This is a genomic window from Streptomyces sp. NBC_01013 (assembly GCF_045162765.1).
Taxonomy (GTDB): domain Bacteria; phylum Actinomycetota; class Actinomycetes; order Streptomycetales; family Streptomycetaceae; genus Streptomyces.
In genome coordinates this window covers 1,186,139-1,201,883 of record NZ_CP108687.1, presented here as the reverse complement: position 1 = coordinate 1,201,883, position 15,745 = coordinate 1,186,139, and the positions used below count along the sequence as shown (strand labels likewise).

At 68.8% G+C, this 15,745-nt stretch carries 13 protein-coding genes; 10 read left to right on the top strand and 3 right to left on the bottom strand.

The window, feature by feature from the left end:
- Positions 1–13 precede the first annotated feature (13 nt).
- From OG538_RS05105 to OG538_RS05095, 3 genes are all read right to left on the bottom strand, one after another.
- Positions 14–1,261 carry an MFS transporter gene (locus tag OG538_RS05105; protein WP_406090576.1) on the bottom strand — a complete coding sequence of 416 codons (1,248 nt, stop codon included), beginning with the start codon at positions 1,259–1,261 and terminating at the stop codon, positions 14–16.
- A gap of 104 nt (positions 1,262–1,365) precedes the next feature.
- Complete coding sequence (locus tag OG538_RS05100) at positions 1,366–1,524, bottom strand: hypothetical protein (RefSeq protein WP_406090574.1); 159 nt, start codon at positions 1,522–1,524, stop codon at positions 1,366–1,368.
- Between the two features lie 1,237 nt (positions 1,525–2,761).
- Positions 2,762–3,637, bottom strand: a complete 876-nt coding sequence (locus tag OG538_RS05095) for a helix-turn-helix domain-containing protein (protein ID WP_406090572.1) — start codon at positions 3,635–3,637, stop codon at positions 2,762–2,764.
- A 49-nt stretch (positions 3,638–3,686) separates the two neighbouring features.
- On the opposite strand from OG538_RS05095, the gene OG538_RS05090 reads away from it, so the two are divergent.
- The 10 genes from OG538_RS05090 (at position 3,687) to OG538_RS05045 (ending at position 15,743) form a co-directional block, all read left to right on the top strand.
- The gene (locus OG538_RS05090; protein ID WP_406090570.1) at positions 3,687–4,058 is read left to right on the top strand and encodes a cupin domain-containing protein; all 372 of its coding nucleotides are present in this window, start codon (positions 3,687–3,689) and stop codon (positions 4,056–4,058) included.
- 285 nt (positions 4,059–4,343) lie between these two features.
- The gene (locus OG538_RS05085) at positions 4,344–5,960 is read left to right on the top strand and encodes an MFS transporter (RefSeq protein WP_406090568.1); all 1,617 of its coding nucleotides are present in this window, start codon (positions 4,344–4,346) and stop codon (positions 5,958–5,960) included.
- A gap of 171 nt (positions 5,961–6,131) precedes the next feature.
- Positions 6,132–7,037 carry a universal stress protein gene (locus OG538_RS05080; RefSeq protein WP_406090566.1) on the top strand — a complete coding sequence of 302 codons (906 nt, stop codon included), beginning with the start codon at positions 6,132–6,134 and terminating at the stop codon, positions 7,035–7,037.
- A 252-nt stretch (positions 7,038–7,289) separates the two neighbouring features.
- Complete coding sequence (gene ppsA, locus OG538_RS05075) at positions 7,290–9,692, top strand: phosphoenolpyruvate synthase (RefSeq protein ID WP_406090564.1); 2,403 nt, start codon at positions 7,290–7,292, stop codon at positions 9,690–9,692.
- Positions 9,673–10,131, top strand: coding sequence for an Hsp20/alpha crystallin family protein (locus OG538_RS05070; RefSeq protein ID WP_406090563.1), 459 nt, complete (start codon positions 9,673–9,675; stop codon positions 10,129–10,131). Before ppsA ends, OG538_RS05070 begins: the two co-directional genes overlap by 20 nt.
- Positions 10,128–10,622 (top strand): flavodoxin domain-containing protein, encoded by a 495-nt coding sequence (locus OG538_RS05065; protein ID WP_406090561.1) that lies wholly within the window; start codon positions 10,128–10,130, stop codon positions 10,620–10,622. Before OG538_RS05070 ends, OG538_RS05065 begins: the two co-directional genes overlap by 4 nt.
- Before the next feature lie 46 nt (positions 10,623–10,668).
- Positions 10,669–11,259, top strand: coding sequence for a hypothetical protein (locus tag OG538_RS05060; RefSeq protein ID WP_406090559.1), 591 nt, complete (start codon positions 10,669–10,671; stop codon positions 11,257–11,259).
- 238 nt (positions 11,260–11,497) lie between these two features.
- On the top strand, positions 11,498–12,577 hold the full coding sequence (locus tag OG538_RS05055; RefSeq protein ID WP_406090557.1) for an alcohol dehydrogenase catalytic domain-containing protein: 1,080 nt from the start codon (positions 11,498–11,500) through the stop codon (positions 12,575–12,577).
- Entirely contained in the window at positions 12,574–13,353 is a 780-nt protein-coding gene (locus OG538_RS05050; protein WP_406090555.1) for an HAD family hydrolase, read from the top strand. The genes OG538_RS05055 and OG538_RS05050 overlap by 4 nt, the downstream gene beginning before the upstream one ends.
- The gene (locus tag OG538_RS05045) at positions 13,350–15,743 is read left to right on the top strand and encodes a glycoside hydrolase family 65 protein (RefSeq protein ID WP_406090553.1); all 2,394 of its coding nucleotides are present in this window, start codon (positions 13,350–13,352) and stop codon (positions 15,741–15,743) included. Before OG538_RS05050 ends, OG538_RS05045 begins: the two co-directional genes overlap by 4 nt.
- Positions 15,744–15,745 lie beyond the last annotated feature (2 nt).

The window sequence follows — 15,745 nt, the reverse complement described above, 5'->3', positions numbered from 1 at the left end:
TGAATTCAAACGGTCACAGCACGAGCCGGAGGGGGCGGCAGAGATAAAGGCGCGCACCTCCTGCGGCGAGAAGAATCCCGATGGCCGCCATGGCCACCGCCGGCGTCGTGAGACCGGCGACCGTGACGAAGACCAGCGGGCCGAAGGGGGCGAGCCAGCTCACCACGGAGGTCAGGGCCGCGAACACCCTTCCCCGCATCTGGGGTGCGACCTCCAGCTGGATGTACGAGGCCATGGCCACCTGGGCGGCACCTGCGGGCAGTCCGACGAGCACCAGGCAGGGCAGACCGGCCAGGCTTTCGCCGGCCGCAGCGACCAGCAACACCCCGGCACCCTGGACGAGGAAGTTGTAGCGCAGGACGGCACCCCGGTGATCCTTCAGAGACGTCCTGTTCAACAGCGCCATGCCTGCGACCCGGCCGACTGCCAGCGCGCCGAGCATGAGCCCGTACTTCTCGGTGCCCGCGTCGCTGGTTGCCGCCAGGACGAGTGGCAGGACGAACGGGACGGAGTTCAGGGCGAAGTCCATCAGAGGGAAGGTCCGGAAACAGGGTCCCAGAACGGGATGCTTCATCAGGAAGCGAAGCCCTTCACCGACCGCCTCGAACTTGCCCCGGGCAGGCAGCCCTGATGGCGGACGCTCTCGGTCAGGCATCTCGCGGCCTGCCAGAAGGATCAGCACCGCGGAGAACGAGAACGTGACCGCATCCACCACCATCAGCGCGCCGGCGCTGGCGACCTGCAGCAACACCCCGGCAAGAGCCGGCCCCACCACGCCGGTCGTGCTCACCGCTCCGAGGATCCAGGCGTCCATGGAGATGAGCCGACGCTGGTCCCCCTTCGACAGACTCGGCAGCAACGCCTGGAGGGCCGGGGTGAACACCACGCTGACGAAGGACAACAGCACGGCGAGGGCGATCAGCGCGGGGAATGAGCGGTGGCCGGTCAGAAGCAGGAAGGCCAGCACGGCAACGATGACGGCACGCACGACATCGGTGCGCACCAGCAGCCTCAGCCGGTCGTGGCGGTCGATGAACACCCCCGCCACCAGTCCCACCACCGCGATGGGCACGGCGAGCGCCATTCCCAACGCGGCAAGCCCGAACGGGCCACGGTCGGCCACCGTCAGCGTCAGTGCCACGCGGTAGAACTGGTCGCCGAGGACCGAGACGGTGAGCGCCACCCACATCAGAAGAAACGCTTTGGTACGCAGCGGGTGCGGGTGTGGCGCCGAGGTGTCGGCTTCTGAAGCTGTGGCCATGGGTACTCATTTCGGAAGGAAGCGGCGGGTGTCTGTCCCGCCGTCAGGTGACGGCGGGACAGGTCTCACCGGTCGATCACTGTCAGGGCCTGGCTAGGCGCCTGTCAGATAGCGGCGACGTAGTTGTACTCGGCGGCGAGCAGGACGCCGAACTCCTCGAGGAGCTCGCTCTCGGACGCACTCAGGGTGAAGTCCGTGGTCGCCTTGTCCGCCGGCTCGGCGGTCGCAGCGGTCTCGAGCTTCGTGGCGTTTTCCATGGGCATGACATCTCCTATTCTCCGGGCGCGCGGAGTCCTGGGCCCGGACTGAAATGGTGAATTCAGCTGAACCGAGGGAGAACATCCATTCGCAGATAGTGCATCACGAAACGCATAATTAGCTCCGTAGTGCGAGAATGGAACCCATTTCGGCAGACCTGTGAGTCAGCCGTTCGGTGCAGGAATCATGCACTCGGACAGCCCTCAGATCAAGACTGCCTGTTGTAGTCACTTTCCGGAAACATTGAGTATGTGCAAAAATTCGTTGATCTTCGGGCGAAACGCCCCTACCCCCGCCGAAAGCCGCGTCCGCCCCAGTCGTTTCTCGACGGCCTCTGAACCTTGTGGCCCACAGTCGGTAAGGGCAGGTCCCGTATGTACGCGCCTTACCGCCGGGGTAGCGGTCGCCGCCATGTGCACGGCGGGGTCCCCGTACCTGGTCGTTCGCACGTGAGAATGACGGCGGCCCGTCCGGAGATCCCTTGATCACGCGGGCTCGATCCGTGACGGCGTGGGTGAAGCTCAACGTGGCAACGCCTGGGGCATTGGGCCAAGCCTCGGCATCGGGTCCGGGCCGGCTGACCGGGCTGGAGCCCCGGGCTGCGACTCGCCCTGGGCCCGGTCGGGCAGCACGCCTGGCCTGCCGAACGGTCCGCGTGCTGAGTGAGACCACCGGCGCGGGCCGTGCCGGGTGCCGCCACCTCGCCCATCGTCCGACGCTGAGGGCTCCCGCTTCGCGGGGTACGGCGGGCATGCCGTAGGCAGGCAGGCTGATGCCGTACTCCCGAACGGTCCTGCCGGTCAGCGCCTGATGGGCAGCGGCGCACTCGTTCAGCCGTGCAAACAGGGGTGCGCAGGAGTGGTCCGCCGCCTGCGCTGTGGGCTCCGGGCGAAGGCGCCCCGAGCGTACCGGCTCCGCGGCCCGATTCCACTGCGGCCCGTGCCCGCCGGCCGGCTACGACCTTCGGCGCGACGTCGATGAACAGATCCGGCGGCGGACCACACGCCCGCACCGACGGGAGCTTGTCGATCTCGGTGAGCATCGTCTCCAGGCTCACGTTGTCCGGCGCTTCCTTGACCTTCCCCAGCACCGGCGGCGCGTCCACGCCCTCCGCCCCGCCACCGTCCTCGCCGCCGCCGGCCACCTGAGCCGTCATCCGCTCCACGCTCTCCGCGGTCAGCCGACGAGGGGGTCAGGGCGGTCAGCGGCTCCGCGGCCGTCCGCGGGGCGGCCGGAGTGCTTTCACCGGGAACCCACCGCACTTTCGGGCCTGTCCGCGGATGACGCCGTGCGTTCCGGCGATGCCCCACGACCGTGCAAGGCCGCGTAACGCGCGGGCGTGACGCTCAGGTGGCGGGTGAAGTGCCGGTTCAGGTGTGCCTGGTCGTAGAAACCGACCGCCGTGGCAACGTCGGCCGGCCGCCGGCCGGCGAGCAGGAGCCGGCGTGCCCGGTCGATGCGTCTGCCGGTGAGGTAGGTGTGCGGCGGCACTCCGTACGACTGCTTGAAGCAGCGGATCAGGTGGGTGGGGTGGGCGTGCAGGATCGCGGCCGCCTCGTCGAGGGACACCCCAGCGTGTATGCGTGAGTCCAGCAGCTCGCGCAGAGCGGCAGCTGTGCGCCCGGACGCGCGTTCTGGCGTCCTGACCTGCGAGGCATTGAGATGGAAGAGCAGTCGCTCGCGGACGAGGGCCAGCCTGGACTCCGCCTCGAACTGGTCTCCGGGGTGGGCGAGGACTCCGTGCAACTGATGGATGCGATGGTGCAACAGTCCGTCTCCGTGGACCGGACGGTCGACCGCAGCCCCTGTCCATCGTCCCGGAAGGACACGGGTGTCGAGGTAGAGCACGCGCTTGCGGAATCCCGACGGGCTGACCGTCTTCCCGTCGTGGGGGACGCCGGGCGGCAGCAGAATGACCGTGCCCGCGCCGGCGGCGCCGTGCCGACGGCGATCGACGGCGAAGTCGACGGACCCTTCGTCGAGGATCATCAAGTCCCAGGTGTCGTGGGTATGCACCGGGTAGGCATGATCGGCGAAGTGGGCGTGGAAGACCTCGGCGATCCCTGCGACCGATGGCCTCCAGGCGCTGATCCGCGTTCGGGGCTGGTTGCCAGTCATGTCAGGAACGTACAAGACCAGGTGCGACCAGCGGCAGCACGCTGATCGCATGAACGAACCCCATGCATCCGTCAACCTCGCCCACAAGCTCTCGCAGTTCGATGAGCTCTGGACACAGAAGAACATCGCCGATCTGAACGACTACGAGGTCAAGCTCGCCAAAGTGAAGGGCGAGTTCGTCTGGCACACCCACGAGGACACCGACGAACTGTTCCTCGTCATCAGCGGCCGGCTCACCATCCAGCTGAGGGATGGCGACGTCGTGCTCGAACCGGGCGAGCTGTTCGTGGTTCCCCGCGGCGCCGAACACTGCCCGGTGGCGGACGAGGAGACTGCCTTCCTGCTGCTGGAACCAGCAGGGGTCCTCAATACAGGTGACGCGGGCGGGCCGCTGACCAAGGCTGCTGAGCCCCTGAACTGATCTGAGCCGGGCAGTCACGACCTGGCTGACGCGCGACGTGCGGACTGGCCCCGAGGGGCGACTCGTTCGAGGGGAGTGAGCCGTCCTCGGATGCCGCGTGCAGCCCGGGGCGGTACGGATGCGCCCGTCGAAGGAAGGCTCAGCGAGCCGTCGGACTTGCCCTTGGTGATGCGAGTTTGGGCGTCCCGGCCGAGACCGACATCGAGGCGACCGGGATTCCGCCAACCGGCGGACCTCCAGAGCGGGTCGGGGTGCCCTTTCCACGGCGGCTGGCACGATGCGCCCATGGCACCCCGGGCAGGCACTCCTGAGAGTTCGTCAACGGCGCGCATCGTCTTGATGACACTCGCGGCCGGTCAGTTCCTGATGGCGCTCGACAGCTCGGTCATGAACGTCTCCATCGCGACGGTTGCCGAAGATGTGGGGACGTCGGTGACAGGCGTCCAGGGTGCCATCACGGCCTACACCCTGGTGATGGCGATGTTCATGATTCCCGGTGGCAAGGTCGGGGCGCTGATCGGCCGCAAACGCGCGTTCATGATCGGCTGCGCCATCTACGGCTGCGGATCGTTCACCACGGCGCTCGCGCCGAACCTGTCCGTGCTGCTGCTCGGCTGGTCGTTCCTCGAAGGGATCGGAGCGGCACTCATCCTGCCCGCGATCGTGGCGCTCGTGGCAAGCAACTTCGCCGCCGAACGCCGTCCGGCCGCCTACGGTCTCGTCGCGGCCGCAGGGGCGGTGGCGATCGCGGTCGGGCCGCTCATCGGCGGCGTCGCGACCACGTACTTCTCCTGGCGGTGGGTCTTCGCCGGTGAGGTCGTGGTGGTGCTCGGCATCCTCGTGCTCGCCCGCCGCATCGCCGACGCACCGGTCGGTGAGCGTCCTCGCATCGATCTTGCCGGCGCCGTGCTGTCCGCGCTCGGACTCGGGGCCTTCGTCTACGGAGTGCTCCGCTCGGACGAATGGGGCTGGTTCCAGCCGAAGCCCGGCGAGCCGTCATGGCTCGGGGTTTCGCTGGTCGTGTGGCTGATGCTGGCCGGTCTGCTGCTGATCTGGCTCTTCCTCCGCCGGGAGGCCCGGATGGTCGAGCTGCGCAGGGAGCCCCTGATCGATCCGGGCATGCTGCACAACAAGCAGCTCACCGGAGGACTGACCATGTTCTTCTTCCAATACCTCGTTCAGATGGGCGTCTTCTTCGTCGTACCCCTCTATCTGTCCGTTGCCCTGGGCCTGTCCGCGCTCAAGACCGGTGCCCGCATCCTGCCGCTCTCCGTGACGCTGCTGGCGGCCGCCATCCTGATCCCCCGCTTCTTCCCGGACGTCTCACCGCGGCGGGTGGTGCGGCTCGGGACCCTTGCGTTGCTCGCCGGCGCGCTGGTCCTGATGGCCGCGCTCGATGCGGATGCCAGTGCGGAAATCGTCACCATCCCTCTTCTGCTGATCGGGCTCGGCATGGGCGCGCTGGCGTCGCAGCTCGGGTCGGTCACCGTGTCCGCGGTGCCTGAGGCGCAGAGCGCCGAGGTCGGCGGCGTCCAGAACGCCGTCACCAACCTCGGCGCCTCGATCGGTACGGCTCTCGCCGGGTCGATCATGATCGCGGCGATGACGAGTTCCTTCCTGACCAGCGTGGACCAGAATCCGGCGATCCCGAGCGAGGTCAAGAGCCGGGCGACCGTTGAGCTGCAAAGCGGCGTGCCGTTCTTGTCGGATGCCCAGCTCAAGACCGCCCTCGACGAAGCGGGCACGAGCACGGACGTGGCACGAGCGGCACATGATGCGAACAAGGAGGCCAGGATCGACGGTCTGCGTGCCGCGCTCGCCATCCTCGCCTTCGCTGCTCTCCTCGCACTGTTCTTCACCTCACGTATCCCCGACACCCAGCCCCGTTCCACGGAGTCATAGCCGCAGGGCCCGGACCCGGTTGGGAACCACGTACGTAGCCGGCCTCCCTTCGGCGCTGCGGGTCCGGGGAGGGCCGACAGGTCTCGATCAGGGCCGAAGGGCCCCTCCTCGCGAGCCGCCGGCCGGTGCGACGGTGGTCGAGTAGTTCTGGGCCGCTCCCGAGGAGAAGCCATGACCTGCGACTTTCCTGGCCTCCCACAACTCGGGGCCGTCGTTGTCGGCATCGACGCGTCCCCCCAAGCACGGGCAGCTGCCCTGTGGGCGGCCGCGGAAGCCGACCGCCGCGGGATGCCGATGCACATCGTTCATGCAGCCGATACCGACCGGCGTGCCATCCTCTCGTCAGCCGACACCATCCAGGCGCTGCGCCAGAGGGCACGAGACCTGCTTGCGGGCACCGCCGACGTCGTGACTGAACGCTTCCCCGGCCTGACCGTGACGAAGGAGCTGAGTCGGCAGGAGCCGGTGGCCGGACTCTACGCGGCCGCGGGGAACCGGGGAACGATCGTGGTGGGGAGCAGAGGTCTGGGTGGGTTCGGCGCTCTGCTGCTCGGGTCGGTCAGCCTGGGCGTGGCCTCGCGGACGAGGGTTCCGGTGATTGTCGTACGAGGTCGGCCCGACCGGACCGAGACGGGGGCGATCACGGCTGCCGTGTACGGCGCGTCCGATCTCGACTGGCTGATGGTCGCGGCCGCCGAGGCGCAGGTCCGTCATGCGTCACTGCGTCTGCTGAGCGTGTGCAACGTTCTGGCCCACGTGGGCAGCGTCACCACCATGCTCGACGATGTCGGCGGGATCGCGGAGCAGAGGGTGCACGAGGTGTCCGCCATGGCGGAGCGCGTCCGGGCACGCTGCCCCGGCCTCACGCTCACCCATCACGTCGAGACGGGAACCAGTGTCCCCGGTGCTCTCGTCGAGGCCACGGCCGACACCGACCTGCTGGTCACGGGCAGCAGGCATCGGGTGATCCGGGCCGGGCCCGCCTTGGGGCGTGTCAGTCACGCGCTGCTGCACCACAGTCGCTGTCCCGTAGAGATCATTCCCCCCGACTTCGCGCTGGTGGGTGACGAACCGTGATCGTCCCACTCCTGCGCGACGTACCGATGTGTCCGTACGGCCCGGCACCGGCTCACGCCGGCGTCCTGTTCGACGCTGCCGGGCAACGGGCCCGCTCCACGTCTTCAAAGAGGTGAGTCCCATGGAACGCATTCGGATCCCTGTACGGCGGCAGTGGCCGCGCAAACCCTCGCCGCTCGATCTGCGAACCCCCTCCGGCCGTCCGATGACCTACTGAGAAGTACGCCGGAACCGCACTGCACGGAGGCCGTCATGGCACCACACCGGCACGTCGTGCCGTTCACCGAACTCGGCCGTCAGGACGTCGGCAAGGTGGGAGGGAAGAACGCGTCGTTGGGGGAGCTCACCGCACATCTCGGCGCTGCCGGCGTGCGGGTGCCGCCCGGTTTCGCCACGACGGCCCAGGCCTATGAAGAGTTGCTGGCTGCCGGTGGACTGCGTGCATCGATCGCCGAACAGATCAGCCGCCTGCACGAGGGGGCTCCGCTGAACGCGGTCGGCCCGGCTATCCGTGCACTGATACTCCAGGAAGCGCTGCCGGTGCCGCTGCAGGACGAGATCGTTGCGGCGTACGAACACCTCGGCCGCGCGGAGGGGCAGGAAAACCCGCAGGTCGCCGTGCGCAGCAGCGCCACGGCAGAGGACCTGCCGGAAGCCAGCTTCGCCGGGCAGCAGGAGACCTACCTCAATGTGCGGGGGCCGCAGCAGCTCCTGGAATCGTGCCGGCGCTGCTTCGCTTCACTCTTCACCGACCGTGCCATCGACTACCGGGAGCGCATGGGGTTCGATCATCTGTCCGTTGCCCTGTCGGTGGGGGTGCAGATCATGGTCCGGTCGGACCTGGCCGGTGCCGGAGTGATCTTCACACTGGACCCGGAGACCGGATTTCCCGATGTGATCGTGGTGAGCGCGGCATGGGGGCTGGGCGAGACCGTCGTCAGTGGACAGGTGGATCCCGACGAGTACACGGTCTTCAAGCCGAGCCTCCGGGACCCTTCACTCGCTGCGTTGATCGATGTCCGGGTCGGGTCCAAGAAGTGTAAGACCGTATACGCGGAGACCGGGCTGACCCGCACGGTGGAGACACCTCCGCGACAGCGCACCGAGCGCGTGCTTCGGGACGACGAGACACGCACCCTGGCCCGGTGGGCGGCAGCAGTGGAAGACCACTACGGCTGCCCCATGGACCTGGAATGGGCGAAGGACGGGATGACGGGGGAACTCTCCATCGTCCAGGCCCGCCCGGAGACCGTCCAGTCCCGCCGTCGTGCCACGACGCTTCGCACGTGCCGGCTGACGGCTCCGGCCGGCGAAGCGCTCATCGACGGCACCGCGGTCGGAGAGGCCATCGGCCGTGGTCCTGTCGTGGTCCTGGACGCCCCGGTCGACCTCGACCGGTTCCCGCTGGGCGGCATCCTCGTCACCACGATCACCGACCCCGACTGGGAGCCAGTCATGAAACGGGCCTCCGCGATCGTCACCGATCACGGGGGACGCACCTCCCACGCGGCAATCGTCAGCCGCGAACTGGGTGTTCCGGCGATCGTCGGCACCGGCGGTGCGACCAAGACCCTCCACGACGGCCAGGCGGTGACGGCTTCGTGTTCCGAGGGCGAACGCGGACACGTCTACGACGGCCTGCTCCCCTACGAGGAGACCGAGACCGACCTCTCGGCCCTCGCTCCCACCGCAACGCGGGTCATGCTCAATCTGGCGGATCCGTCCGCCGCCCTGCGCTGGTGGCGTCTGCCCGCCGACGGGGTCGGCCTTGCACGGCTCGAGTTCATCGTCGCCCACCAGGTGAAGGCACACCCCATGGCGTTGCTCCACCCCGAACGGCTCGGCCCGCACGACCGGCACCTCATCGACCAGCTCACCGAGGGGTACCCGGACCGGGGCGACTACTTCGTCGAGCGGCTGGCTCATGGGATAGCCCGCATCGCCGCGTCACGATGGCCCGACCCCGTCGTGGTGCGCACCAGTGACTTCAAGACCAACGAGTACGCGCGACTGCTCGGTGGCCGGCCCTTCGAGCCGGACGAGGCGAACCCGATGATCGGCTGGCGCGGCGCGAGCCGCTACTACAGCGAGGGCTATCGCGAAGGCTTCGCCCTGGAGTGCCGCGCGCTGCGTCGGGTCCGGGACGAGATGGGGCTCACCAACGTCGTCATCATGATCCCGTTCTGCCGGACTCCGGCGGAGGCCGACCGAGTGCTCGACGCGATGGCCGTCCAGGGGCTGCAGCGGGGGCGGAACGGCCTGCAGGTGTATGTGATGGCGGAGATTCCGTCCAACATCATTCTCGCGCAGGACTTCGCGGAGCGGTTCGACGGCTTCTCCATCGGAAGCAACGATCTGACGCAGCTGACTCTTGGTGTCGACCGGGACTCCGAGGCCCTTGCGGAGCTCTTCGACGAGAGCGATCCCGCGGTCACGCGCAGCATCACACGTCTCGTCACGCACGCCCACGCAGCGAATCGCCCCGTCGGCCTGTGCGGCCAGCGCCCCAGTGACGACCCCCGGTTCACCGGCCTTCTCGTGGAGGCCGGAGTCGACTCGATCTCGGTGGCGCCCGACAGTTTCGCCGCGGTGAAACAGCACGTGGCGCGAGCCGAGGCCCGGAAAGGAGCGCATGATGACACGAGCGAAGACTGAACACCGGCGCCGTTTCCTCCCCGATCTCGTCGACTGGTTCGGCAGCGAATTTCCCGGGCTTCCCGGCTGGCGCCCCGGGTCGGCTGCTCACTCCATCCCGATCGAGGTGTCGAACCAGGAGGGCGGGTACGTCCTGCGCGCCCAACTGCCGGGCATGGAACCAGAATCGGACATACGCGTCACGGTCGACGACGACCTCGTCACCGTGCATGCGGAACACGCAGAGTCTCAGGAGGACAAAGAGCACTCCGAGTTCCGCTACGGATCCTTCCGGCGGACGGTGCGTCTGCCAGGGACGGTCCGGCCGGACAAGGTCGAAGCCTCGTACACCGACGGTGTCCTCACCATTCGCGCCGCGCTGTTGGACCGGGCGGAGGAGAGCGGGTACGGCGTCCCGGTGAAGCGCGGCGACGGCCCGGGCGAGGAGGCGACGACATGACATCGAAGCGCGTACTGGTCGCGTACGGGAGCAAGCACGGAGCGACTGCGGGGATCGCGGACGAGCTCGGAAAGACCCTGCGCGACGACGGTTTCGAGGCGGTCGTCCTGCCGGCTGACGCGGTCGGCGACGTGAGTGGTTACGACGGGGTCGTGCTCGGCGGCGCCCTGTACGCAGGGCGCTGGAACAGCAAGGCGACCGAGTGCGCCCGGCGCAATGCGGAGGAGCTCCGTCACCGCCCCGTCTGGCTTTTCAGCAGCGGCCCGGTCGACAGTTCTGCCGAGCAGCGCGACATATCCCCCGTGCACGGTGTGGCCCGCTGGATGAACAGGCTCGGCGCGCGGGAGCACATCACCTTCGGCGGAATGCTTGCTGCCGAAACCCCCAGCCGGATCGCCCGGGTGCTGGTCCGCCGGGGCAAGGGCGGTGACTTCCGCAACCCCGAACGTATCCAGGAATGGGCCCACCACATCGCCGACGAACTCACCTGACCCCAACGATGCCCCAGCTCTCCATTTCCGGCTACGGAGGTGCGACATGGACAGCGACGACACTTCGGCTCCCGCCGGCGGCCGCCTCACCGTGTCGAAGCCCGTCAGACGCCTCGCGGTGGTTCTCGCGGCGGTGATCGCACTGATCTGCGGCGTGATGAGCGCAGGAATCCTGTGGAGCACCGCTGCCCGGACGGACAGGGACACGGCCGCGCACCGGCATCGGACCATCGCCACCACGACCGGCCGGGCCGGAATCATCCCGGCGGCACAGTACGGTGCGACGCCGGTGTCCACCGCACCGGCCTCGTGGCAGTACCCGGACCACGTCCCGAGGAGCGGAAGCATCCGTGTCCAGGCAGGTACCCCCAAGGGGGACGCGGTGGCGATCTGGGTGAATGACGCAGGCACGTACCAGGCCCGGTCCCTGCCGAGCGTGTCGCAGCGGGTGTTCACCTCCGTGGCTGTCGGTGCCGGGGCTGCCGCTGTCGTCGGACTGGCCGAGGCCGCCGCCGTCCTGTTGGCCCGTCGGCGGGCCATGGGCCGGCGCCTCGTCGCGTGGGAGAGGGAGTGGGAAGAGGTCGAACCCGTATGGACGGGTCGGCTCCGCCGCGAACCCGGACACGACGATGACTGAGCCCGTCCCGGGCAGCGACACCTCGCCTCCCACGCCCCCGAATTTCGATCCGAGCGAGCCCGTGCCACGGTTGCGCCGCGAGCCGGCCACCGGCCCCGACGGGCGCGCACCCGGTGAAGGAGGGCGGAGGGGCCCGCCGGGGGCCCTCCTGGGGACCGACCGGCCCATGCGCTTCCCCGGGGCCGCGGGTGATCCTGACTGTGACCTCGTTGACGAGAGACAGGAAGCAGGCGACGTCATGAAGGCACTCCTCTTCCGCGGCCCCGGCCACATCGAGTGGGGCGACGTGCCGGATCCGAGCGTCGAGGACGCCGGGGACGCGATCGTGCGGGTCGATGCGGTGACCATCTGCGGGACGGATCTGCACATCGTCAAGGGTGACGTGCCCGAGGTGGAGCCAGGGCGCGTGCTCGGTCACGAAGCCGTGGGCACCGTAGTCGAGACCGGTGGCGACGTCCGTGGAGTCCGCCCCGGTGATCGGGTACTCATCTCCTGCATCTCCGCCTGCGGGCGGTGTCGTTTCTGCCGTGAGGGCAGATATGGGCAATGCCGGGGCGGGGGTGGATGGGTGCTCGGGCACACCATTGACGGCACACAGGCGGAGTACGTACGGGTGCCCTTCGCCGATCTTTCCGTCCACCCGCTGCCCAGCTCCGTCGACAGCCTCGCCGCCGTCCTCCTGGCCGACATCTTCCCGACCGCCTACGAGGTGGGCATTCTCAACGGGGCGGTACGACCGGGGGACACCGTCGTGGTGGTCGGCGCCGGCCCCATCGGCCTGGCGGCGGTCGTCGCCGCCGGTCTCTACTCGGCGGAGCGAACCATCGCCGTAGACCTGGCCCAGCCGCGACTGGCCGCTGCCCGGTCCCTGGGCGCGGAAGCGACGGTACGCGCCGACGAGAGCCCCGAACAGCTCGTGGCGGACCTGACGGGCGGTCTGGGAGCCGATGTGGTCATCGAGGCGGTGGGAGTCCCGGAGTCGTTCGAGATGTGCACGCGCATGGTCCGACCGGGCGGCCGCGTCGCCAATGTCGGCGTCCACGGCAAGCCGGCCGTCCTGCATCTGGAAGACCTCTGGATCAAGGACATCACCATCACCACCGGTCTCGTGGACACCTCGTCCACGCCCATGCTGCTGCGCCTGCTGGCGGCTGGGCGGCTACCGACGGCAGAGCTGGTCACCCATCGGTTCGAACTGGGACAGATGGAGGAGGCGTACGACGTGTTCGGGCGTGCGGCGGACACCGGAGCCCTCAAGGTGGTGCTCGGCGAGCCGCAGCACAACGCCGTCGGCCGACTCGCACCAGCAGGCCGATGAGCGGCCTGCGCGGAGCCTCGAACGTGCGCGCGGTCGTCTTCGACACGGACGGCGTGCTGCTCGACTCCGCGTCCCTGCACGCCGCGGCGTGGAAAGCCGCTTTCGACGGGTGTCTGGAGGTCCTTGCGTCCGGGGCGTCCGGGAGGGAAAGACAGCCGTCCTTCGACGCGGACGGGGAGTACAGGCGGCTCGTGGACGGAAAGGCTCGATTCGACGGAGCCCGCGCCTTCCTGGAGGCCCGTGGTCTCGCACTGCCCGCCGGGCACGCCGACGACCCGCCCGGCTGCGCGAGTGTGTGGGCGGTGGCTGCACGTAAGGAGCAGGAGTTCACACAGATGCTGCGAACCAGGGCAGTGCCGTCGTTCCCCGACGTAGTCCCGGCGCTCGACGCGCTGCGGGAGAGCGGCACGGGGTGCGCCGCCGTATCCGCGTCCCGGCACGCCAGGGAGCTCCTGGAGGCGGCCGGCATCCACCGCCGTTTCGAAGCCGTGATCGACGGCGGGGAGGCGACACGACTGGGTCTTTCCGGCAAACCGGACCCAGCCCTGTTCCTGGAGGCGGCATCCCGCCTGCGGGTGCACCCCCGCAACACCGCGGTGGTGGAAGACGCCCTCGCCGGAGTGGAGGCCGGACGGCGCGGGGACTTCTGCCTCGTCATAGGAGTGGACCGCGCGGCGGACCCCCGACGGGCGGCTGCGCTGGCCGACCGGGGCGCCGACCTCGTCGTGCGAGAACTGACCGAGCTGATCGGGGACCTGCCGGGAGCCCCTCCATGACAGCGGCCTGGACCTGGAACTACGGCGCGTACGACCCGGAGACGGAGCAGGTGGCCGAGACCCTGTGCACCCTCGGCAACGGAAGATTCGCTACGCGTGGCTCCGCTCCGGAGTGCCGGGCGGACACCGTGCACTATCCCGGGACCTACCTTGCGGGGTGCTACGACCGCCTCACCTCGGTCGCGGCCGGCCGGCAGGTCGAGAACGAGGACCTGGTCAACCTGCCGAACTGGACGCTGCTGCGCTACCGCTGCCTGCCCGAGGGAGGACCGCCCGGCGAGTGGCTGACCCCCGACTCCGACGACTTGAAACGGTACGGCGTCATCCTCGACCTCCGCGCCGGCGTACTCACCCATCGCCTGCTCTTCCAGGATGCCGAGGGCCGTGGTCTGCGCGTCACCCACGACCGGATCGTCCACATGGGCAACCCGCGACTCGCCGCACAACGCAGCCTCTTCAGAGCCTACGGATGGAAGGGCGCACTGGAAATCGAATCAGTTCTCGACGGCGCTGTCAGCAATGCCGGAGTCGAGCGTTACCGACAGCTCGATGGTCATCACCTGAAAGCTCACCGCACCGGGTCGGAGCCAGGTGGGATCGCGTGGCTCAGCTGCCGGACCGCACAATCAGAGGTCCAGGTCTCGCTGGCCGCCCGCACGCAGACCGTCCCTGCGGCACCGGTCGTCGACGACCACAGCGCAACCACCGCGGTGCAGCGGTACTTGCTTCCGGTGACCCCGGGCGGCTCTGCGACGGTCACGAAAACGATCGCCCTGCACACCTCACGCGACCGCCCGGTGGACGACCCCTCGGCGGCAGCCGTTGACGACGTCTCGCACGCGCCGGCCTTCTCCGCCCTGCTGACCTCACACCGATCCTCCTGGCAGCGGCTGTGGCATGAGGCCGAGCTGCACGTGCCCGGCAAAGCGGGGCACATCCTGCGCCTGCATCTCTTCCACCTGCTGCAGACGCTGTCGGCCCACTCCGCGGAACTGGACGTCGGCGTGCCCGCCAGAGGGCTGCACGGCGAGGCGTACCGGGGACACGTCTTCTGGGACGAACTGTTCGTGCTGCCCTACATGACGCTGCACTTTCCCGAAGTCGCCCGGGCGCTGCTCATGTACCGGTACCGCAGGCTGCCCGCAGCCCGGGCCGCGGCGAGGCGGGCCGGAGGCGTGGGAGCCATGTACCCGTGGCAGAGCGCGGCTTCGGGGCGCGAGGAGACCCAGACGCTGCACCTCAACCCTCGATCCGGCCGGTGGCTGCCCGATCACTCCCACCTCCAGCGACACGTGGGGTCGGCCGTCGCCCTCAACGTCTGGCGCTACGCGCAGGCCACGGGGGACCGCGGATTCCTGCACTCCGAGGGGGCGGAGATCCTGCTGGCGGTCGCCCGCTACTGGGCGGGCGCTGTCACCTTTGACGCGGGCCGGCAGCGCTACCGGCTGCGAGGAGTCGTCGGACCGGACGAATACCATGACGCCTATCCGGATGCCGAGACCCCCGGGATAGACGACAACGCCTACACCAACGTGACCGCCGCCTGGGTCATGGCACGTGGCCTCGACCTGCTCGACGAACTGCCCGACGCCCGGCGCAGGGAACTGACCGAGCAACTGTCCCTGGACGGCACGGAACGAGAACGCTGGGACGACATCTCCCGCCGGATGTATGTGCCCTTTGACCAAGGCCTGGTCAGCCAGTTCGAGGGGTACGGCAAGCTCCAGGAGCTGGACTGGGCCCACTACCGCAGTCGCTACGGAGACATCCGCAGGCTGGACCGGATCCTGGAGGCGGAAGGCGACATGGTCAACCGCTACCAGGCGTCCAAGCAGGCCGACACCCTCATGCTCGGTTACCTCTTCCGGCCCACCGACCTCGCCGCGCTGTTCGCCCGGCTCGGATACCGGCTCGACGACGAGGTGTGGCGCGAGACTGTCGAGTACTACGCGAGGCGCACCAGCCACGGTTCGACTCTCAGCAGCCTTGTCCACGGCTGGGTACTCGCCCGTGAGAAGGGTCCGGAAGCGTGGGACTACGTGGAGGAGGCGCTGCTCAGCGACGTGGCGGACACACAGGGCGGCACCACCGGCGAGGGGATACACATGGGTGCCATGGCAGGCACCCTGGACATGGTCCAACGTGGGATCACCGGTCTGGAGGCCGGAGCTGAAGGGCTTCGCGTGGATCCCGTAGTCCTGCCGGAGATCCCCAGATTCTCGTTCACGCTGTGTTTCCGCGGCCACCGCGGGATTCGGATCCGGATGATGTGGGGCCGGATCGGCATCAGCGTTCCCGCCTCTTCGCTGGGGCCGCTTGTCGTGTTGCTTCCTGAGGAGCGAAGGGTCACGGTGCCGGCCGGGGGAGAGCGGTGGTTCCGGTTCCCGTGACA